Origin of the sequence: Brachybacterium sp., from assembly GCF_052095815.1 — a bacterium.
In the GTDB taxonomy this organism is placed as follows: Bacteria; Actinomycetota; Actinomycetes; order Actinomycetales; family Dermabacteraceae; genus Brachybacterium.
The window spans coordinates 1-17,946 of sequence record NZ_JBQDLF010000059.1; the positions used below are offsets into that span (position 1 = coordinate 1).

The window sequence follows — 17,946 nt, forward strand, 5'->3', positions numbered from 1 at the left end:
ACGGTGTGCCGGTCGCGACGATCCCGCTGTTCCAGCTGGATATGTGGGAGCACGCCTTCTACCTGGACTACCAGAACGTGAAGGCTGACTACGTCAAGGCGGTCTGGAACATCGTGAACTGGGCCGATGTTCAGGCGCGGTTCGAGAACGCGACGAGCAACGCCTCCGGCCTGGTCATCCCCAAGGCCTGACCTGCTCCGGCGCATGATCAGCACCAGCGCCTGATCCGGCTCGGCGTCGGATCCGACTCAGTGCCGGATCCGATTCAGCGTCTGATCCACCTCGTTGCGCGGGCCGTCACCGGCCCGTGTCCGGGATGACAGCGGCCGGTCCCTCCACGGAGGGGCCGGCCGCTGCGCTGTCCGCACCTCACTCCCGCCCGACCGTTCCTCCACAGAGCCGCTTCGTCCACAGGAATCGCTCTGCACTGGAAGCGACGGGGCGCGACCGCGACGCTGAGGGCATCGGCAGGGAGCCGAGGCCGGGAAAGTCCCGGTACCTGAGGAAGGACACCGCCATGCGGGATATCCAGACCACCATCATGGGCAACGCCACCGCCGACCCCACCTCACATCCGCAGGACGACGGATCCGTCACCGCCAAGGTGCGGGTCGCGGTCACCGGGCGTTACTACAACTCGTCCGCGCAGGACTTCACCGACCGCAAGACCGAATTCGTCACCGTGTTCGCTCGGAAACAGCTGGCGCGCAACCTGCTCGCCTCGGTGCGCAAGGGTCAGCCGCTCATCGTCACCGGCCGGCTGAACACCTCCGAGTGGACCGGTGAGGACAACACCGCCCGCCACTCTCTGAACATCCAGGCAGAGGCAATCGGCCACGACCTCACCTTCGGCAGCACCAGCTTCGCCCGCCCTCTGCGGTCGGTGGATGTGCCCGATATGGATCCGAACACCGGGGAGGTCCTGCCCGCGGGAACGGCAGTCGAGGCTGACACATCGACCGGAGACGACGAGGCGACGACCGTGGAGGAGGGGTCGAACGACGACTCCTATGCGTCGGTCTTCTGAGCTCGACTCACCACCGGTCTCAGTCGGCGGCCTGCAGGGTCTGGACGAGAGCCTGGGAGATCTCCGGCAGCAGCGCGGCGCCGAGGACGTAGTCGTCCTTGTCGCTGCGCTGCACCGCAGACCAGGTGGTGCCGTCGGCCAGCGCAGCCACGACCACTCGCAAGGAGCTGCCGCTGGGCAGCTTCTGGTCCTTCTCGTCATCGCGGGCGCTCCACGCGGACGGTGCGAGGTCGCAGACGATCGCCCCGCCCGCAGCCAGCTCCGGCCACTGCGCCGACTCGAGCACGGCGAGCGGATCAGCCGCGGTGGGGGAGCCGTCGTCGAGATCGATCGGCGTGAGATGGAGATCGTCGGGGGCGCCGGCTTCGCCGTCTGCCGCGCCGAGCAGCGCGGCGAGCGACGGGGAGGCTGCCATCAGCTCCGCGCTGCGGGCCAGGGCGAACAGGCGTGGTGCGGGCAGAACGCTGCCCTCCACATGGCGGGCGACCTCGAGAACCGCAGCGGCAAGCGCGGCGGTGGAGGCGTCGAGTGGGTCCGGGGCCGGAGTCGTCATCGGATCGAGAGGTCCCTCACAGGTTCGGCCTGACAGAATGGGTGGACCGTCGCGTCTCGCGGCGGCACCACACTGTACCCGGATACCGGAGTCTCGTCCCCTGCCCAGCAGGCGATGTGATCACGGGCTCCGGCACCGAGGCACCTGAGGTTATCTGTGAGTTTCTCCGCCCCGTTCGGCGACATGCCACGGCCGCGCCCACGACCGGCCCCTGACGCGAGCTCTGGCGGTCCCCGGCGGATCTCGCCGCTGGCGATCACCATCGGCATCCTCGCGCTGCTGATCGTCCTGCTGGTCCTCGCCTCCGAGATCTGGACCAAGTACCTCTGGATGGACCAGCTCGAGTTCACCGATGTGCTCATGACCCGCTGGATCACCCAGGCGCTCCTGTTCCTGGTCGGCTTCATCGTGTTCGCAGTCCCGCTGTTCCTCAGCCTGCGCATGGCCTACACCAGGCGTCCCGTGTACCCGCCGGTCACTCGTGAGCAGGAGGCGCTCGAGCAGTTCCGCGCCGCCGTGGATCCGCTGCGCCGTGGGCTCACCTACGGTGCTCCGGTCGTGATCGGTGCCTTCGGCGGGCTGGCTCTGTCACGGGGCTGGAAGGACGTGCAGCTTTTCCTGCACCCCCAGGACTTCGGCCAGGTCGATCCGATCTTCGAGAATGACATCTCGTTCTACGTCTTCACCTTGCCACTCATCGACATGCTGATCTCCTTCGGGCAGTTCGTGCTGCTGGTCTCGATCGTCGGCGCCGTGATCGGTCACTTCATCTATGGCGGCGTCAGCTGGGGTCAGGACAGCGGGCTCGAGGTCACCCGGTCCGCACGGCGGCATCTCGGAGTGCTGGCCACGATCTATGTGCTGCTGCTCGGCGCTGGCCACTGGTTCCAGCGCTATGACCTGCTCACTGCCGTCCATACACGCTTCGAAGGCGCCTCCTACGCGGACCACAACGCCATCCTGCCCGCGCAGACCATCCTCGCGATCGCCTCGATCGTGGTGGCGGCGATGTTCGTGGTGTGGATCTTCCGCTCCGACTGGCGCATCCCCGCGATCGGCGCGGGCCTGATGATCCTCTCCACCTTGGTGGTCGGGAACCTCTACCCGTGGGCCATCCAACAGTTCCAGGTCCAGCCCAACGAGCGTGCGCTCGAGCAGCCCTACATCCAGAACAACATCGACGCCACTCGCACCGCGTTCAACCTCGACGATGTCAACGAGGTCCCGTACACGGCCACTACCGATGCTGAGCCGGGGGCGCTGCGTGAGGATGCTTCGACCACCGCGCAGATCCGACTGATGGATCCCAACATCATCTCGCCGACCTTCGAGCAGCGTGAGGCGAACCGCCAGTACTGGGGCTTCGACGAGGTGCTCAGCGTGGACCGTTACGAGATCGACGGCGAGCTGCAGGACACCGTGATCGGCGTTCGTGAGCTGCGGCCGGACAAGTTCGGTCTCGCCGATCGTTCCTGGGTGGATCAGCACGTCATCTACACCCACGGCTACGGCACCGCCGCCGCCTACGGCAACCGTCGCAACGCCGATGGCGAGCCGAGCTTCCTGCAGTCCGGCGTGCCGGGCAGCGGCGCGTTCAGCGAGCACGAGGAGCGCGTCTACTTCGGTCGCCATTCCCCGGACTATTCGGTCGTCGGCGCTCCTGAGGGCAGCGAGCCCGAGGAGTTCGACTACCAGCGTGGCAGCACCGATGACGAGGAGGGCGGGGACCAGGTCTACAACACCTTCCAGGGTGATGGTGGGCCCGCGGTGGGCAGCTTCTTCAACCAGCTGCTGTACGCGATCAAGTTCCGCGATCCCAACATTCTGATCTCCAACTACCTCAACGAGGAGTCACAGATCCTCTATGACCGCGACCCTCAGCATCGGGTCCGTGAGGTCGCACCGTTCCTCTCGCTGGACTCCGAGATGTATCCGGCCGTGGTCGATGATCAGCTGGTGTGGGTGGTCGACGGCTACACCACCACCACGGAATATCCGTACGCCCAGTCTGTGGATCTGGACCAGACGGTCAACGACTCCCAGACCAATCCGAACAACACGGCCGCCAACCGTGAACGCTCGGCGAATTACATGCGCAACTCCGTCAAGGCGGTCGTGAACGCCTTCGACGGCTCGGTGACCCTCTACACGTGGGACACCGAGGACCCGATCCTGAAGGCCTGGGCTGAGGTGTTCCCGGAGGCGCTGCGCCCGGCCTCCGAGATCAGCGGCGATCTGATGTCGCACCTGCGCTATCCCGCGGACTACTTCAAGTCCCAGCGCGAGATCCTGTCGACGTACCACGTCACCGACGCGGATGACTTCTTCACCCAGCAGGACTTCTGGCAGGTGCCGCCGGATCCCACCGTCCCGGCGCCGACCAACACCGATGGCACCACGGGCCAGCAGGCCCCGCAGCCGCCGATGTACCTCACGATGCAGATGCCTGACGCGGAGAACCCGCGGTTCATGCTCTCCTCGAGCTTCATCCCCTCCGACGGCCAGAACGTGCTCACGGGCTATCTCGCCGTGGACTCGGAGACCGGGAACGCCGAAGGGAACCCCGCCGACAGCTTCGGTGACATGACGCTGCTCGTGCTGCCGGCCTCGAACCCGGTCAACGGCCCTGGCCAGGTGCAGGCCACCTTCAACGCGGAGCCGAACGTCTCCCAGGCGCTGAACCTGCTGAAGTCCGGAAACTCCGAGGTCATCAACGGCAACCTGCTCACCCTCCCGGTGGGCGGCGGCCTGCTCTACGTGCAGCCCGTCTATCTGCAGTCCTCGCAGACCGGCGGCGGTACCCAGTACCCGTTGCTGCAGATGGTGCTGGTCTCCTTCGGCGAGAAGATCGGCTTCGCGCCGACGCTCGACGAGGCGCTGGACCTCGTCTTCGGCGGTGACTCGGGCGCCGACGCCGGTGATGCCGAGGTCGTCGACCCTGACGCACCCTCCGGCACTGCTGACACCGAGACGGGTGACGGCACTGTCGATGAGGGCGAGCAGGCTCCGGCCGAGGGTGAGGAAGGGCAGCAGGCCCCGCCGCCCGCTGCCGGGACCGCTCAGGAGCGCCTGGACCAAGCCCTCACGGATATGGACACCGCGGTCACGGATGCCGAGACTGCGATGGCCAGTGGGAACTGGGCCGCCTATGGCGACGCGCAGACACGTCTCAGTGATGCGCTGAACCGTGCGATCGAGGCGAACAAGGAGCTCGGCGGCACCGGAGTGCCGGCCCAGCCCTCCGATGGCGGGGGCGGCTGATCCGTCGCTGACCATCCCTCCCAGGACGCCCGACCGGCGCCGGCCCACGCCGGATCCGGCCGGGCGTTCCGGCGTCCAGGCAGGTGAACGGCCTATGAACGTGTCATGGCACACGTTCGACCACTCTCGGTTGGACGTGGGGGCGAGGGGGTCGTAGAGTTACACATGTCGACGCGGGGTGGAGCAGTTCGGTAGCTCGCCGGGCTCATAACCCGGAGGTCGTAGGTTCAAATCCTGCCCCCGCTACGAGATAGGGCCCCTGGCCAGCAGAAATGCTGATCAGGGGCCCTAGTTTTATGCTCGATCGCGGGGACCGCCTTCGCACGGTCTGACCTTCCTGTCCACCGGCTGACCCAGGCCAGGCTCTCGGTGTCGACCGGGGCGACGAGCGGCCAAGTGCGGTGAGAGCAGATGGGTTCGGCTCTGCAGACGCAGCTCGGCCTGGCAGAGTCCGTTCGGCACGAGGACTTGGACCCTTCGCACCTCGCCGATCAGCACCTCCTCACGGCCACCCCCAGGCAGAGGCTGGGCGATGCTCTGCGGCTCGATAGACGCAGGAGGTGCGGAGCCCGGGGCCCGTCGCGCTGAGGACGCTGCAGCGGGCCTCAGCAAGCCCCGGCCGGCTCAGAGACCTGGCTGCATGTTGCCGGGCGCGCTCAGGAGCCGTCGCGCTGATCCTCCAGGCGCGTTGCGGTGAAAGAGATCTGGTCGAAGACGACGTCGCAGCCCTCGCCGGTCGGCGACTGCACTTCGAAGCCGATCTGCAGAGAAGCGGGGGAGTCGAGGGCGAAGAGACGCACCATGTCCCACCGCAGACCGTCGAACGAGCTGTGGAACGCGTAGATGCCATCGATCCGGCTGATCCGCAACCACACCTGCTCGCCCTCGACGATCATCGCGTTCGCGTCATCGGAGACCTTGCGGTTGACCACCGACACCACGGTCGTGCTGCCGTCCGGGGCGGCCTCGAAGCACAGCTTCGCCCAGTGCTCCTCGTCGTGCCAGAGCATCAGCACCCCGGCATCGAACTTCGAGTGGAAGCCGACCGTGACCCGTGCGCTGAGCTGGAAGTCGCCCTCCGGCGCTGTACCGAACAGCGTCCCCGCATTGAGCGTGGGCTCCGCGCCGGGGAACGGCGCGATGAAGATGTCGGTTCTGGCCTCGGAGGTGGCCCGCAGCTCGTCCTCTCCGACAACTTCCCATGGCACCCGCGACGGTTCGAGCGGGAACGGGAGCGCGGGCAGGGTGAGGGCAGACATCACAGAACTCCTACGAGTCGTCCGGGACTCCTACGAGTCATCCGGGGCGGAACAGTCGTGAGCCGGGATCGGCATCGGACGCGCAAGCGGTCGAAGGCGAGTCTACGGTGGGGTGTTCGGCGGCATCGCTATCGGCATCGGCATCGGCATCGCCTTCGGCATCGTTATCGCCCTCGTCAGAGCCGTCGCTGAAGACCCCGAACGCCACCGATCCGGGTATCGACGTCGCGATAGCACCAGCCGTTGCACTGCGCGACCCGCACAGTGCTGGACGTGTCGCGGCGAGTGGTCGCAGATCATTCGAGCATCCGAATCGCATTTCTGGCACGATGTCCGCCATGACCGCGCCCACCGCCCCCGCATCCCGCACCCTGCTCTTCATCGGCGATTCGATCACCGATGCCGGCCGTCGAGAAGACCCCGAGGAGCTCGGCCACGGCTACGTCCGTCTGCTCGCGGAGCACTTCGCGGCCCACGAGCCCACCTCCACGGTGATCAACCGCGGGATCGGCGGGGACAAGGTCGCCGACCTCGAGGCTCGATTCGGCCCCGACTGCCTGGACCTCACCCCCGACCTGGTGACGATCTACGTGGGCGTCAACGACTCCTGGCACCGCTTCACCCGGGGTGAGCATGTTACCGAGGAATCGTTCGAGCAGGGCTACCGCCACCTCCTCGCGCAGCTCGCCGCCTCGGTGCCGGAGGCACCGGTGCTGATGATCATCCCGTTCGTCGCGGATATCGACGAGGAGCGCACGCGGATCCACAGCGACCTCGACGGCAAGGTGGCGATCATCCGCCGGCTCGCGCAGGAGCACGGCCACCGCATCGTGGATCTCGAGCAGGTGCTCGCCACGGCCCTCGCGGCAGGTCACACCCCGCAGAGCATCGCCGAGGACGGCGTGCACCCCACCCCGCCGGGGCACCGCCTGATCGCCGACGCCTGGCTCGACGCAGCAGGACGCTGAACGGCTCCTCACGCTGCGCCGTGGAGGTGACGGGTTCAGATCCCGCCGGTCATCCGTCCGATTCCGGCACCCCGTGGAGCCTCACCGCAGCGGCGCGGTCACATCCACCGAGAGGAACCCGCGGCGGAAGCTGCGGGCATCGAGCACCAGCAGCTGATCAGGGCGCCAGGGATTCCGCAGGTGCACATGACCGCTGCGCGCATCCGCGCCGACCACCGCGAACACATGGTTGCGGGGCAACGGGCCGGCGGCGGTGGGAACACGCGAGCTGAGCGGATGGGTGGAGGCGGCGATCGCCCGCCCCTCGTCGCGCCAGGTGATGATCTGCGCGGCGCTCGGCATCCGCAGCTGGGAGTGGACCCGCTCGCCCAGCAGCAGCTCGAAGCCGAAACGGGCGAAGCCGCGCTGCAGGAAGCGGTAGTCCCCGGCCACATGGGCGGCGATCGCCTTCTCGAGCACGCCCACCCAGCCCGGGTTCGCGCCGTCCCGTCGGCCGTACTGGAAGATCCCCTGCTCATCGACCGGCAGCATCCGATCCACGCGGATCGGGACCGACACCGCGGGCAGCCGCACCGTGACGATGCCCTCCTCCTCGGCAGAGAGGAGAGCACGCAGACGCTCCGGAGCCGTCTCATGGATCGCGAGCATCGAGGCCATCACCCAGCAGTCGCCGAGCCGCCCCTGACTGGGCCTCAGCAGCTGCGGTGGGGCGAGCGGGCCGTGGTCCGCCTTGAGCGCGGTGGCGCCCGGTCCGGGCCCGAGGTGATGGACAGTCGGGTCGGGGGAGCCCGTCTCCGGACCGGACCAGGCGGGTTCAGTGGCCCCGAGACGCGCATCGCGCGCCCGCCCGGTCAGGGCGAGCGCGCGAAGGGTGCGGCGCCAGGTGCGCACGCGCGGGCGGGAGCTGCTCATGAGGATCTCCGCCCGGACATCATGGAGAGGCTCAGTGCTTCTCAGCCGCGACGATCTTCTGGCCGGTGCGCTCCATGACCTCATGGAACCAGGGCTGGGAGATGTCGAAGGCCTTGTGCCCGGCGACCCGCTCGAACTCGACGGCGCGCAGCACATCCCCGCGCTCCTCATCGTGCCCGATCAGTCCCGAGCCACCCTCGAGAGCGACCTGGACCGCGTAGTCGGTCATCGACTTGATCAGGCGGATGTCCTCGGGGTTCGCCTTCGCGGAGCGGGAGAAGTAGCCGGACTTCTGGACCATGACCTTCTCGGCGCCGAGCTTCTCGGCGAACTGCTTCGCGAACCACTGGCCGGGGTTGATGGTGTCGATCTTGACGTGGCCGAAGGGGTCCTTCTCGGGCTCCTCGCCGCGCGCCTGCATCTCGGCGACGATCTCGGGGATGCCCGCACCCTCGGAGAGGAAGATGTTCACGCAGCCGGCCTCGTCCATGACCACCTTGAGGCGCTCGGCCTCGGCCTCGATGTCGAGCTTCAGCTCGGGCAGGAACACGGCGTGCACGTCCCAGCGCTCGGCGCGGTGCCCGATCCCGGGCAGCCACTCCTGCTGGGAGTGCCAGGTCTGGTAGTACTCGGCCGCCTGTGCGGTGAGGTAGCCGCAGGCACGGCCCATGACCTCATGGATGATCAGCATCTTCGGGTTCGAGCCGTGCTCGGCGATGATGTTCTGCGCGAAGATGCTCGACTGCTCTGCGGCGGACTTCGCACCGAGCGACTGCTTGATCGGCACGATGTCGTTGTCGATGGTCTTGGGCAGGCCCACGACCTGCATCTCGTGACCGTTCTCGTGCAGGAACTTCGCGAGATCCGCGGCCGTGGTGTTGGTGTCGTCGCCGCCGATGGTGTGGAGCACGTCCACGCCGTCGGCCTTGAGCTTGTTCGCCGCGACCTCGAGGGCGTTCTCGCCCTCCTGGATCAGGCCGCGCTTGACCAGATCCGCGGTGTTGGTGAGCTTCACGCGGGAGTTGCCGATGGGGGAGCCGCCGTAGTTGTGCAGCAGGCCGGCCTTCGCACGCACCTCGTCGTCCACCACGATCTTCTCGCCGGAGAGCAGGCCCCAGTAGCCGTGCTTGTAGGCGATGATCTCGACGTCGGGCACGAGCTCGGTGTACCGCTCGATGAGACCGCCGACGGCGGAGGACAGGCAGGGGGCATAGCCACCTGCGGTCAGGAGGGCGACGCGCTTGACGGTCATGGAGAAGGATTCCCTTCACAGTTCGGGGGCACAGTGCCCCGAGTCTACCGAGACGGCCTGGGGCCCGATGACGAAGGTCCCCGCGTGGACGCCGCGGTCGCCGCGACGAGGTTGACTCCGTGGGCGCCCGTTCGGATCTCCCGCCCGGACCAGGAGCGGAAAACTCAGTATTCGCGTCCTCAGGAGTCGCGGGCCGCGAGCGCCTCGAGGATCTCCTCATGCAGGCGACCGTTGGTCGCCACCGCACTGCCGCCGAAGGGGCCGTCCTCACCCTCGAGCGAGGTGAAGCGGCCGCCGGCCTCGGTGAGGATCGGGACCAGCGCGACCATGTCGTGCAGGGCGAGCTGCGGTTCGCAGGCCGCATCCACCGCGCCCTCCGCCACGAGCATGTAGGACCAGAAATCACCATAGGCGCGCGTGCGCCAGAAGCGCTGCATGAGGTTCAGCATCTGCGGGAGCCGGTCCTGATCCGCCCAGCCGTGCAGGGAGGAGTAGGACAGCGAGGCCTCTTCGATCGAGTCGACGGAGGAGACCTGAAGGCGAGAGGCGCTGTTGATCCGCGAGCCCGTCCACGCCCCTGCGCCCTCGCCGCCCCACCAGCGCCGGTTCAACGCTGGCGCAGAGACCAGGCCCACCACGGGGCGGCCATCCTCGATGAGGCCAATCAGCGTGCCCCAGACGGGCACGCCGCGCACGAAGTTGCTGGTCCCGTCGATGGGGTCGATGACCCACTGACGCGGCGACGCACCGGTGGAGCCGAACTCCTCACCGATCACCTGATCCCGGGAGCGTGAGCGCGAGAGCTGAGAGCGCACCAGCTGCTCGGCGGCGCGGTCGGCATCGGTGACCTCGGTGAGGTCCGGCTTGGTGGAGACCTCGAGGTCCTGTGCCTTGAAGCGGGACATGGTCAGCTGGTCCACGGCATCGGCGAGCACATGGGCCAGGCGCAGGTCATCGGCGAATCGACTCGACATGCGCCCACACTACGACCCGTGCCCGCCTGCTTCCCGCAGCGACGCGGACCCTCGGGAAGCCACCTGCGCGGCGCAGCGGCGGCTTCTCCGCGCTGCGTTCACAGCTCCCAGGGATCGTTCTTGCGCAGCGCGGTGGCCAGGCGCCGGTAGGAGAGCAGACGGGCAGGACCGGCGGTTCCCGCCTTGCCGCCTTCGACCAGCGCATCCAGAGCACAGTCCGGCGCGTCCTCGAGATGGGTGCAGCCACGGGGGCAGCATTCGGCGAGCTCCGCGAGGTCTGTGAAGGCTTCCAGCAGCTCTTCGGGGTCCACATGGCCCAGCCCGAAGGAGCGCACGCCGGGAGTGTCGATCACCCAGCCGTCGTCCTCCGGCAGCGCCATCGCGAGCGCTGAGGAGGAGGTGTGGCGGCCCCGGCCGGTGACGTCGTTGACCACTCCGATCGCCCGGTCGGTACCGGGGACCAGGGCATTCAGTAGCGTCGACTTGCCCACGCCCGAGTGCCCGATCAGCACGCTGACCCGCCCGGAGAGCCGCTCGCGCAGCTCCTCCAGGCCCACGATCCCGGGTTGCCCGGGACGCCCGGATTCGGCCGCCTCCTCGGGCAACTCCCGTCGCGTCCGCACATGATCGAGCCCCAGCGGCGCATAGGCGGTGAGGAACGAGTCGGGGGAGCGCAGATCGGTCTTGGTGAGCACCAGCAGGGCATCGACGCCGGCGACATAAGCCGCGACCAGGCAGCGGTCGACCATGCCGCCGCGCGGTTCGGGATCGGCGACAGCGGTCACCATCACCATCAGATCGACGTTCGCGACCAGCGGGCGCTCGGTCGGGTCGTCGTCATCGGCGCTGCGGCGCAGGAAGGAGCTGCGCTCCTGGATGCGCACGATGCGGGCCAGCGACCCATCACGCCCAGAGATGTCCCCGACCAGGCCGACCAGGTCGCCGGGAACGATGGGGGAGCGGCCGAGCTCACGGGCACGCATCGCGGTGACCGCGCGCTCCGCTCCGGTGCCCTCCTCGACGATCGTCCGCCACCGCCCGCGGTCCACGGAGACCACGCGGGCGGTGACGGCGTCCTCATGCTTGGGCCGGTCCTTGGTACGAGGCCGCGAGCCGCGCCTGCTGGGGCGGACGCGGATATCGCTCTCGTCGTACTCGCGGGCCGAGCGGCTCACGCGTCATCCACCGCCGGTTCCGGGTGGAGCATCGCCAGCCACATCCCGACGAAGTCGGGGAGGGTCTTCTGGGTGGTGCCGATGTTGACCACCCGCAGGTCCGGAACCCTGAGCCCGATGATCGCGCCGGCAGTGGCCATGCGGTGATCCTCGTAGCTCTCGAACACCTCGCCATGCAGCGGCCCCGGGTGGATCTCCAGCCCGTCCTCCAGCTCGACGGTGCGTGCCCCGATCTTCGACAGCTCAGTGACCAGGGCCTTCAACCGATCGGTCTCGTGGCCGCGCAGATGCGCGACTCCGGTCAGCCGGGACGGAGAGTCCGCGAGAGCGCAGAGCGCCGCCATGGTGGGCACCAGCTCGCCGACCGCGGACATATCCGCGTCGATGCCACGGATCTTCCCGGTGCCCTTCACGCAGAGCGTCTCGTCCTCACGCCAGATCTCACCGCCCATCCGGCTCAGCAGCTCCCGGTAGGCATCCCCCGGCTGGGTCGTGGTCTCGGGCCAGTCGTCAACCGCGATCGTGCCGCCGGTGACCATCGCCGCGGCCAGGAAGGGGCCGGAGTTCGACAGGTCCGGCTCGATGGAGACCTGCACCGGTCGGATAGGCCCGGCGCTCACGCTCCAGCTGTGCCGACCCTGGTCGTCGATGCGATGAGAGGCCTGGATCCCGGCCTGACGCATCGTCTCCAGCGTCATCTCGATGTGCGGCAGCGAGGGCAGCACCTGGCCCACGTGCACCAGCTCCACATCCGTCTCGGCACGCGCGGCGACCAGCAGCACGTTGGAGACGAACTGGCTGGAGGCAGAGGCGTCGACCTCGATCCGGCCGCCGCGCAGGCGCCCGGTGCCGTGCACGGTCAGAGGCAGATGCCCGGGCTGTCCGTGCTCGGTGATCTCGACGCCCTGCTGCCGCAGGGCGTCGATGACCGCATCCATCGGACGCTGCAGCGCGGCGTCGTCCCCGGTGAAACGGACGTCTCCGTGATGGAGGGCTGCGAGCATCGGCACGAACCGCATCACCGTCCCCGCCAGACCCGTGTGGATCTCGATCGGGTCGGCAGGATGCTCGGCAGGGGGCGGAAGCGGTGTCACCTGCAGGGAGCCGTCCTGCACCACCAGCACCGCGCCGAGTCGCTCGAGCGCATCGCGCATCAGCCGGGTGTCGCGGGAGACCAGGGCGCCACGCAGCGTCGAGGGTTCGTCCGCGGCGGCCGCCAGCAGCATCCAGCGCGCGGTCAGGGACTTCGATCCCGGGACCCGCACCAGCGCGTCGACGGGTTCGTCAGCAACAGGTGCGTTCCACAGCACCTCGGAAGCCATCAAGGTCAACCCTGCTGGACGGAGAGCTGCTTCTGTGCTGTCTGCACTGCGCCCTTCGCCTTCTTCTCCAGCTTGTCGGCCTTCTTCTCGAGCTCACGCTGCGTCGCAGCGGCCTTCTTCTGGCTGCGCTCGACGAACTTGTTCGCGCGGTAGCCCAGCGAAGGACGACCATCGTGATCCACCACTGCCAGCAGCACGCCGCCGAGCAGCCCGGCGTCGGTGAGGATCGACTGGACCTCATGGGTCAGCTCCTCGCCCCGCAGCTCCCAGACCTTCTTGCGTCCGGCCCAGCCGATCGAGGTGGTCAACAGCAGCGTCGCCGCCGCGGCGCGCGGGTAACGGTTGGTGGCGTACAGGACGCCGGCGCCGGCCGCGACCGCGCCGGCAGCGCGGATCACGGTGCGCGCATCGACGAAGCCGGGCGCTGAGCTCTTGGCGATCGCAGAATCGACCGCGTCGAAGGCCTGCGGGTAGACATCGATCTCCCGCTCGGGGTGGAGTGCGGTGCGCACACCTTCGAAGATGAAGGGAGCGGCGAGCAGCGGTCGTGCGATGCGGCGGACCAGGGCCATGGTGTCCTCACGTTCTTGACGGGTGTCAGCAGGTCCGGTGAGCCGGCCGTGTCGGGCAGCTCACCGGCGTCCAGACTACAGCGGAGGGAACATCCGCCGGGCCTCTTGCGTTGCACCGGGTGCATGGAGGGGACGGACTTGGCCGCCCCTGACGATCCCGCGAGACTCCGGCGGATGCCGGGAGAGGAGACGATGCATGTCCGTGACTGTGCTCGAGCACGCTCCGACCCGGCCCCGTGGCGTAGGTTGGAGGACGATGATCCAGACTGATGCCACCCCGAGCCCTGAGGCCGGCCCGCCCGAGGCAGGCCCCCCTGAGGCTGACCGGGCGCCGACGATCCCAGCCCCCGACGACGTGCAGGATTTCGACTTCGAGACCGAGGCGCTGTCGCACCTGGACTCCCTTTATGGTGGCGCCTTGCGGATGACTCGCAACCCGCATGACGCGGAGGATCTGGTCCAGGACACCTTCGTCAAGGCCTTCCGTGCTCGTGATCGGTTCACCCCGGGCACCAACATGCGCGCCTGGCTGTACCGGATCATGACCAACGGCTACATCTCGATCTACCGCAAGAAGCAGCGCAGGCCGAAGGAGGCCTGGACCGACACGGTCGAGGACTGGCAGCTGGCGGAGGTCGCGGGCCACACCAGCAGCGGTCTCCGCTCGGCGGAGACCGAGGTGCTCGACAGCCTCCCCGACTCGGCGGTCAAAGATGCGCTGGGCGAGCTGCGGGAGGACTACCGCATCGCCGTCTATCTCGCCGACGTGGAGGGCTTCGCGTACAAGGAGATCGCCGAGATCATGGACACCCCGATCGGCACGGTCATGTCGCGCCTGCACCGCGGGCGCCGACAGCTGCGCGAGCAGCTCTCCGACTATGCCTACCGCAGCGGCTTCCTGCGAGAGGACCCCACGGAGACCGGGTCGGACACAAGGTCGAGCACCGGGTCGGATACAGGGGCAGGTTCCGGGCCGGGCGCCACGACGGAAGCCGAGACGGATGTGCGGGACCAGACGATCACCTCGTCGGACGATCGGGAGGAGGAACGATGAGCGACAGCGACTACGCAGGGCGTGACAGCGACGACGCAGGGCGTGAGGATGCCGGGCAGCGGCCGCGACGGGATCTTCGCTACGGGCTCGAAGAGGCGCTCGACGGTGAGCTTCCCCGGGAGATGGTGGAGAAGATGCAGCGCCACACCGTGGACTGCCCGGAATGCGCCGATGAGTGGGAGCAGGTGCGCCGGGTGAAGGAGCTGGTGCGCCGCAGCTGTGCGGATCGCGCACCCTCCGAGCTCCGCGAGCGCATCGCCGTGCAGTGCCGGACCGTCTCGGTGACCCGCACCGAGGTCGACGGCAGCACAGTGCGCATCACCACCAGCTCGACCACCACCCGTCGCACGTATCCCGACTCCGACTGACGGAGAGTGGCGCCGCCGCGAAGAGACTGCCTTCGGGCGCCGACGCAGGCATGACGAGCGCAGGCATGACGAAGGGCCCCTCCCGCGATGGGAGGGGCCCTTCGTCATGTCGCTCGTGGCGACGTCACGGTCAGCTGTTGGGGCGCTTGCCGTGATTCGCGCCGCTCTTGCGGCGAGCCTTGCGCTTGCGTCCTCGCTTGCTCATCACGATCTCCTTTCTTCGCCCGGGGGAACCCGACGATTGTGCCACATCACGCCGCCCCTGGAGTCTCCCGGAGGGGGCGCATGAACTTTGCTGAGTCCGAGGTCACTCGGCCTCGTCCCTGCTCAGGGGCGGGTGAGTCAGGATGAGGTGCCCAGCCAGGAGCCGAAGCCGGCGTGCAGCACCAGCCAGGCCATCAGCCCGTAGCCGGTCTGCCCCGGATGGTCGCCCGGTGAGCGGGACAGGTCGCTCTCCCACTGGTCGTGACCCGTCAGACCGCCGACGGTGTCGACGAAGGGGATCCGACGACGGGAGCAGACGTCCTCGAAGGCTGCGGAGAGCTCACGGACGGAGCTCGTGGTCCCCGGGTCGCGGCTGGGCGGCGGGCCGACCACGAACGCGGGGATCCGCAGACGCTCCAGCCCGTCGAGGATCTTGGCGAGGTTCAGGCGCGAGCGGGCCAGGGAGATCCCCGCCTCGACGTCGCCGCGTCCCATGGCCACCACCACCCGATGATCGATCGATCCGTCGGCCTGCCCCTGGGTCGAGAAGCGACGCTGCACCTCTTCGTCCCAGCGCTCGGCCAGGTCCGCGGAGCTCTGCGCGGGCAGTGCCGCGGTGAAGACGTCGATGCGGCTGTCCGCACCCTGCTCGCTGGCCACCGCTCGTCCGAGCCAGCCCAGTGCGCGGGCGTCACCGACCCCGGCGAGGAGCTCGTCTCCGAGCGCGATGATGCGGATCCGGGGTTCCGGATGCGGGGCGAGCGTCATGGGCACGGTGGGCACCGGGACCTCCTGGACGGGGACGGGGACCTCAACACTAACGGCGTCAACACTAACCGCGTCGCGGGCCACGGGCGAACCCGTGACCCGCGAGGAATCAGGCGTCGAAGGCCCGATCGAGCAGATCCTCCTGCTCGACCTTGTGGGTCGCGTTCGAGCCGGTGGCGGGGGAGGCGGAGGCCGCTCGGGCGACGACCCGCAGCGTGCGACCGACCTCGACCGCGAAGTTCATCGCCATGAAGCTCCAGGCGCCCTGGTTCTGCGGCTCCTCCTGGACCCACACCAGGTGGGCGTCGGGGTAGCCGTCCAGCGCCTTCTTCAGCTGCTCGCTGGGCAGCGGGTAGAGCTGCTCGACGCGGACGATCGCAGTGTCGGTAGTGCCCATCTTTTCGCGGCGGGCGGCCAGGTCCCAGTAGACCTTGCCGGAGGCGATCAGCACGCGACGCACCCCGGCCGGGTCCACGGTGGTGTCCGGCAGGACAGGCTCGAAGGTCCCGGTCGTGAAGTCCTCCACGCCGCTCACCGCTGCCTTGTTGCGCAGCATCGACTTCGGGGTGAAGACCACCAGCGGCTTCTTGGGCTCTGCGAGCGCCTGCTTGCGCAGCAGGTGGAAGTAGCTCGCAGGGGTCGACGGGGCCGCCACCCGCATGTTCTCCTCCGCGCACAGCTGCAGGAAGCGCTCGATGCGGGCGGAGGAGTGGTCCGGTCCCTGGCCCTCGTAGCCGTGCGGGAGCAGCATCACCACGCTCGAGTTCTGGCCCCACTTCTGCTCGGAGGCGGAGATGAACTCGTCGATGATGGTCTGCGCGCCGTTGACGAAGTCGCCGAACTGCGCTTCCCACAGCACCAGGGAGTTCGGGCTCTCGACCGAGTAGCCGTACTCGAAGCCCAGTGCCGCGAACTCCGAGAGCGAGGAGTCGTAGACATTGAAGCGAGCCTGGTCGTCAGAGAGGTAGGACAGCGGGGTCCAGGTGTCACCGTTCTCATGGTCGATGAGCACGCTGTGGCGCTGCACGAAGGTCCCGCGTCGGGAGTCCTGGCCCGCCAGTCGCACCCGATGCCCCTGGAGCAGCAGCGAGCCGAAGGCGATCAGCTCGCCGAAGGCCCAGTCGATCTTGCCGGAGGTGGACATCTGCGTGCGGCGCTGGAGCACCGTCATCAGCTTGGGGTGGACGGTGAACGAACCCGGGATGTCGGTGTGCGCCTTGCCGATCTGCTCGAGCACGGCGGGATCGAGGGCGGTGCGCACCTCCTCGGGCTCCGCAGCGTCCTGCTGAGCGTCCGGCAGCTCCAGGCCATTGACCGTGTCCGTGTCCGAAGAGCTCGCAGCGCCCCCGCGCGTGGAGGCGAACGCCTCATCCAGGTGATCCTGGAAGTTGCGAACCAGCCCTTCGGTCTCCTCTTCGGTGAGGTCTCCGCGCTCGATCAGCGCCTCCATGTACAGCTTGCGCGTGGAGGGCTTCTCCGAGATCAGCTTGTACATCTCGGGCTGGGTCATCGAGGGATCGTCCCCCTCGTTGTGCCCGCGGCGGCGGTAGCAGACCATGTCGATGACGACATCGCGCTGGAACTTCTGACGGAACTCGAAGGCGATCTCGGCGACCCGCACGCAGGCCTCCGGATCGTCGCCGTTGACGTGGAAGATCGGCAGCTGCGTGGACTTGGCGACATCCGTGGAGTAGTACGAGGAGCGCGAGGAGTCCGGCAGCGTGGTGAAACCGATCTGGTTGTTGATGATCACGTGGATGGTGCCGCCCGTGCGGTAACCGCGCAGCTCCGAGAGGTTGAGGGTCTCGGTGACCACTCCCTGGCCAGCGAACGACGCATCACCGTGCACGAGGACCGGGAGCACCGGGAACTCCTCGGGCCGCTCGAGACGGTCCTGCTTGGCGCGGACGATGCCCTCGAGGACCGGGTTCACGGCCTCCAGGTGAGAGGGGTTCGCTGCGAGGTACACCTTGGTGGACTCGCCGTCATGCGAGGTGTAGGTACCCTCGGTGCCCAGGTGGTACTTGACGTCGCCGGAGCCGAGCTTCTTGCCGTAGTTGCCCTCGAACTCCTGGAAGATCTGACCGTAGCTCTTCCCGGCGAGGTTCGAGAGCACGTTGAGGCGGCCTCGGTGGGACATGCCGATGCAGACCTCTTCGAGACCGTTGTGCGCGGCGCCATGCAGGACGGCATCCAGCATCGGGATGACGGCTTCGCCGCCCTCCAGCGAGAAGCGCTTCTGGCCCACGAACTTGGTCTGCAGGAAGGTCTCGAAGG

18 protein-coding genes and 1 tRNA gene are annotated in these 17,946 nt (G+C 68.1%); 7 read left to right on the forward strand and 12 right to left on the reverse strand.

Going from position 1 to position 17,946, the window contains the following annotated elements:
- Both ACTH43_RS16585 and ACTH43_RS16590 read left to right on the forward strand, forming a co-directional pair.
- Positions 1 to 191 (forward strand): Fe-Mn family superoxide dismutase (locus ACTH43_RS16585; protein ID WP_441446002.1); only part of this gene is annotated, 191 nt, incomplete at its 5' end.
- Between the two features lie 326 nt (positions 192 to 517).
- On the forward strand, positions 518 to 1,027 hold the full coding sequence (locus tag ACTH43_RS16590; protein WP_441446003.1) for a single-stranded DNA-binding protein: 510 nt from the start codon (positions 518 to 520) through the stop codon (positions 1,025 to 1,027).
- A gap of 19 nt (positions 1,028 to 1,046) precedes the next feature.
- Here ACTH43_RS16590 and ACTH43_RS16595 read toward each other — a convergent pair whose 3' ends face one another.
- The gene (locus ACTH43_RS16595; protein ID WP_441446004.1) at positions 1,047 to 1,580 is read right to left on the reverse strand and encodes a PPA1309 family protein; all 534 of its coding nucleotides are present in this window, start codon (positions 1,578 to 1,580) and stop codon (positions 1,047 to 1,049) included.
- 156 nt (positions 1,581 to 1,736) lie between these two features.
- Between ACTH43_RS16595 and ACTH43_RS16600 the strand changes: the two genes are divergently transcribed.
- Positions 1,737 to 4,841, forward strand: coding sequence for a UPF0182 family membrane protein (locus tag ACTH43_RS16600; protein ID WP_441446005.1), 3,105 nt, complete (start codon positions 1,737 to 1,739; stop codon positions 4,839 to 4,841).
- Positions 4,842 to 5,013: 172 nt separating this feature from the next.
- Positions 5,014 to 5,087 (forward strand) — tRNA-Met (locus ACTH43_RS16605).
- A gap of 410 nt (positions 5,088 to 5,497) precedes the next feature.
- Here ACTH43_RS16605 and ACTH43_RS16610 read toward each other — a convergent pair.
- Positions 5,498 to 6,100, reverse strand: a complete 603-nt coding sequence (locus tag ACTH43_RS16610) for a DUF1349 domain-containing protein (protein ID WP_441446006.1) — start codon at positions 6,098 to 6,100, stop codon at positions 5,498 to 5,500.
- Between the two features lie 37 nt (positions 6,101 to 6,137).
- Entirely contained in the window at positions 6,138 to 6,440 is a 303-nt protein-coding gene (locus tag ACTH43_RS16615; protein WP_441446007.1) for a hypothetical protein, read from the reverse strand.
- On the opposite strand from ACTH43_RS16615, the gene ACTH43_RS16620 reads away from it, so the two are divergent.
- Positions 6,439 to 7,068, forward strand: a complete 630-nt coding sequence (locus ACTH43_RS16620; RefSeq protein ID WP_441446008.1) for an SGNH/GDSL hydrolase family protein — start codon at positions 6,439 to 6,441, stop codon at positions 7,066 to 7,068. The genes ACTH43_RS16615 and ACTH43_RS16620 overlap by 2 nt on opposite strands.
- Positions 7,069 to 7,149: 81 nt before the next feature.
- Here the strand turns inward: ACTH43_RS16620 and ACTH43_RS16625 are convergent, their stop codons facing one another.
- The 6 genes from ACTH43_RS16625 to ACTH43_RS16650 form a co-directional block, all read right to left on the reverse strand.
- Positions 7,150 to 7,980 (reverse strand): C2 family cysteine protease, encoded by an 831-nt coding sequence (locus ACTH43_RS16625; protein ID WP_441446009.1) that lies wholly within the window; start codon positions 7,978 to 7,980, stop codon positions 7,150 to 7,152.
- A gap of 31 nt (positions 7,981 to 8,011) precedes the next feature.
- Positions 8,012 to 9,232, reverse strand: a complete 1,221-nt coding sequence (locus ACTH43_RS16630) for a pyrophosphate--fructose-6-phosphate 1-phosphotransferase (RefSeq protein ID WP_441446010.1) — start codon at positions 9,230 to 9,232, stop codon at positions 8,012 to 8,014.
- A 179-nt stretch (positions 9,233 to 9,411) separates the two neighbouring features.
- Positions 9,412 to 10,206: a histidinol-phosphatase gene (gene hisN / locus ACTH43_RS16635; RefSeq protein WP_441446011.1), complete on the reverse strand. Its 795-nt coding sequence runs from the start codon at positions 10,204 to 10,206 to the stop codon at positions 9,412 to 9,414.
- Positions 10,207 to 10,304: 98 nt separating this feature from the next.
- A complete protein-coding gene (gene rsgA / locus ACTH43_RS16640) occupies positions 10,305 to 11,381 on the reverse strand; it encodes a ribosome small subunit-dependent GTPase A (RefSeq protein WP_441446012.1) in 1,077 nt (358 codons plus the stop codon).
- Entirely contained in the window at positions 11,378 to 12,703 is a 1,326-nt protein-coding gene (gene aroA / locus ACTH43_RS16645) for a 3-phosphoshikimate 1-carboxyvinyltransferase (RefSeq protein WP_441446013.1), read from the reverse strand. Before aroA ends, rsgA begins: the two co-directional genes overlap by 4 nt.
- A 5-nt stretch (positions 12,704 to 12,708) precedes the next feature.
- Positions 12,709 to 13,275 (reverse strand): hypothetical protein, encoded by a 567-nt coding sequence (locus ACTH43_RS16650; protein ID WP_441446014.1) that lies wholly within the window; start codon positions 13,273 to 13,275, stop codon positions 12,709 to 12,711.
- A 256-nt stretch (positions 13,276 to 13,531) separates the two neighbouring features.
- On the opposite strand from ACTH43_RS16650, the gene ACTH43_RS16655 reads away from it, so the two are divergent.
- Complete coding sequence (locus tag ACTH43_RS16655) at positions 13,532 to 14,329, forward strand: sigma-70 family RNA polymerase sigma factor (protein ID WP_441446015.1); 798 nt, start codon at positions 13,532 to 13,534, stop codon at positions 14,327 to 14,329.
- A complete protein-coding gene (locus ACTH43_RS16660) occupies positions 14,326 to 14,697 on the forward strand; it encodes an anti-sigma factor (RefSeq protein WP_441446016.1) in 372 nt (123 codons plus the stop codon). The genes ACTH43_RS16655 and ACTH43_RS16660 overlap by 4 nt, the downstream gene beginning before the upstream one ends.
- A gap of 130 nt (positions 14,698 to 14,827) precedes the next feature.
- Here ACTH43_RS16660 and ACTH43_RS16665 read toward each other — a convergent pair whose 3' ends face one another.
- The 3 genes from ACTH43_RS16665 to ACTH43_RS16675 form a co-directional block, all read right to left on the reverse strand.
- Positions 14,828 to 14,902, reverse strand: a complete 75-nt coding sequence (locus tag ACTH43_RS16665) for a 50S ribosomal protein bL37 (protein WP_395963762.1) — start codon at positions 14,900 to 14,902, stop codon at positions 14,828 to 14,830.
- A gap of 137 nt (positions 14,903 to 15,039) precedes the next feature.
- Complete coding sequence (locus tag ACTH43_RS16670; RefSeq protein ID WP_441446017.1) at positions 15,040 to 15,684, reverse strand: GDSL-type esterase/lipase family protein; 645 nt, start codon at positions 15,682 to 15,684, stop codon at positions 15,040 to 15,042.
- Between the two features lie 94 nt (positions 15,685 to 15,778).
- Positions 15,779 to 17,946, reverse strand: a 2,168-nt coding sequence (locus ACTH43_RS16675) for a multifunctional oxoglutarate decarboxylase/oxoglutarate dehydrogenase thiamine pyrophosphate-binding subunit/dihydrolipoyllysine-residue succinyltransferase subunit (RefSeq protein ID WP_441446018.1), incomplete at its 5' end; no start/stop codon positions are given.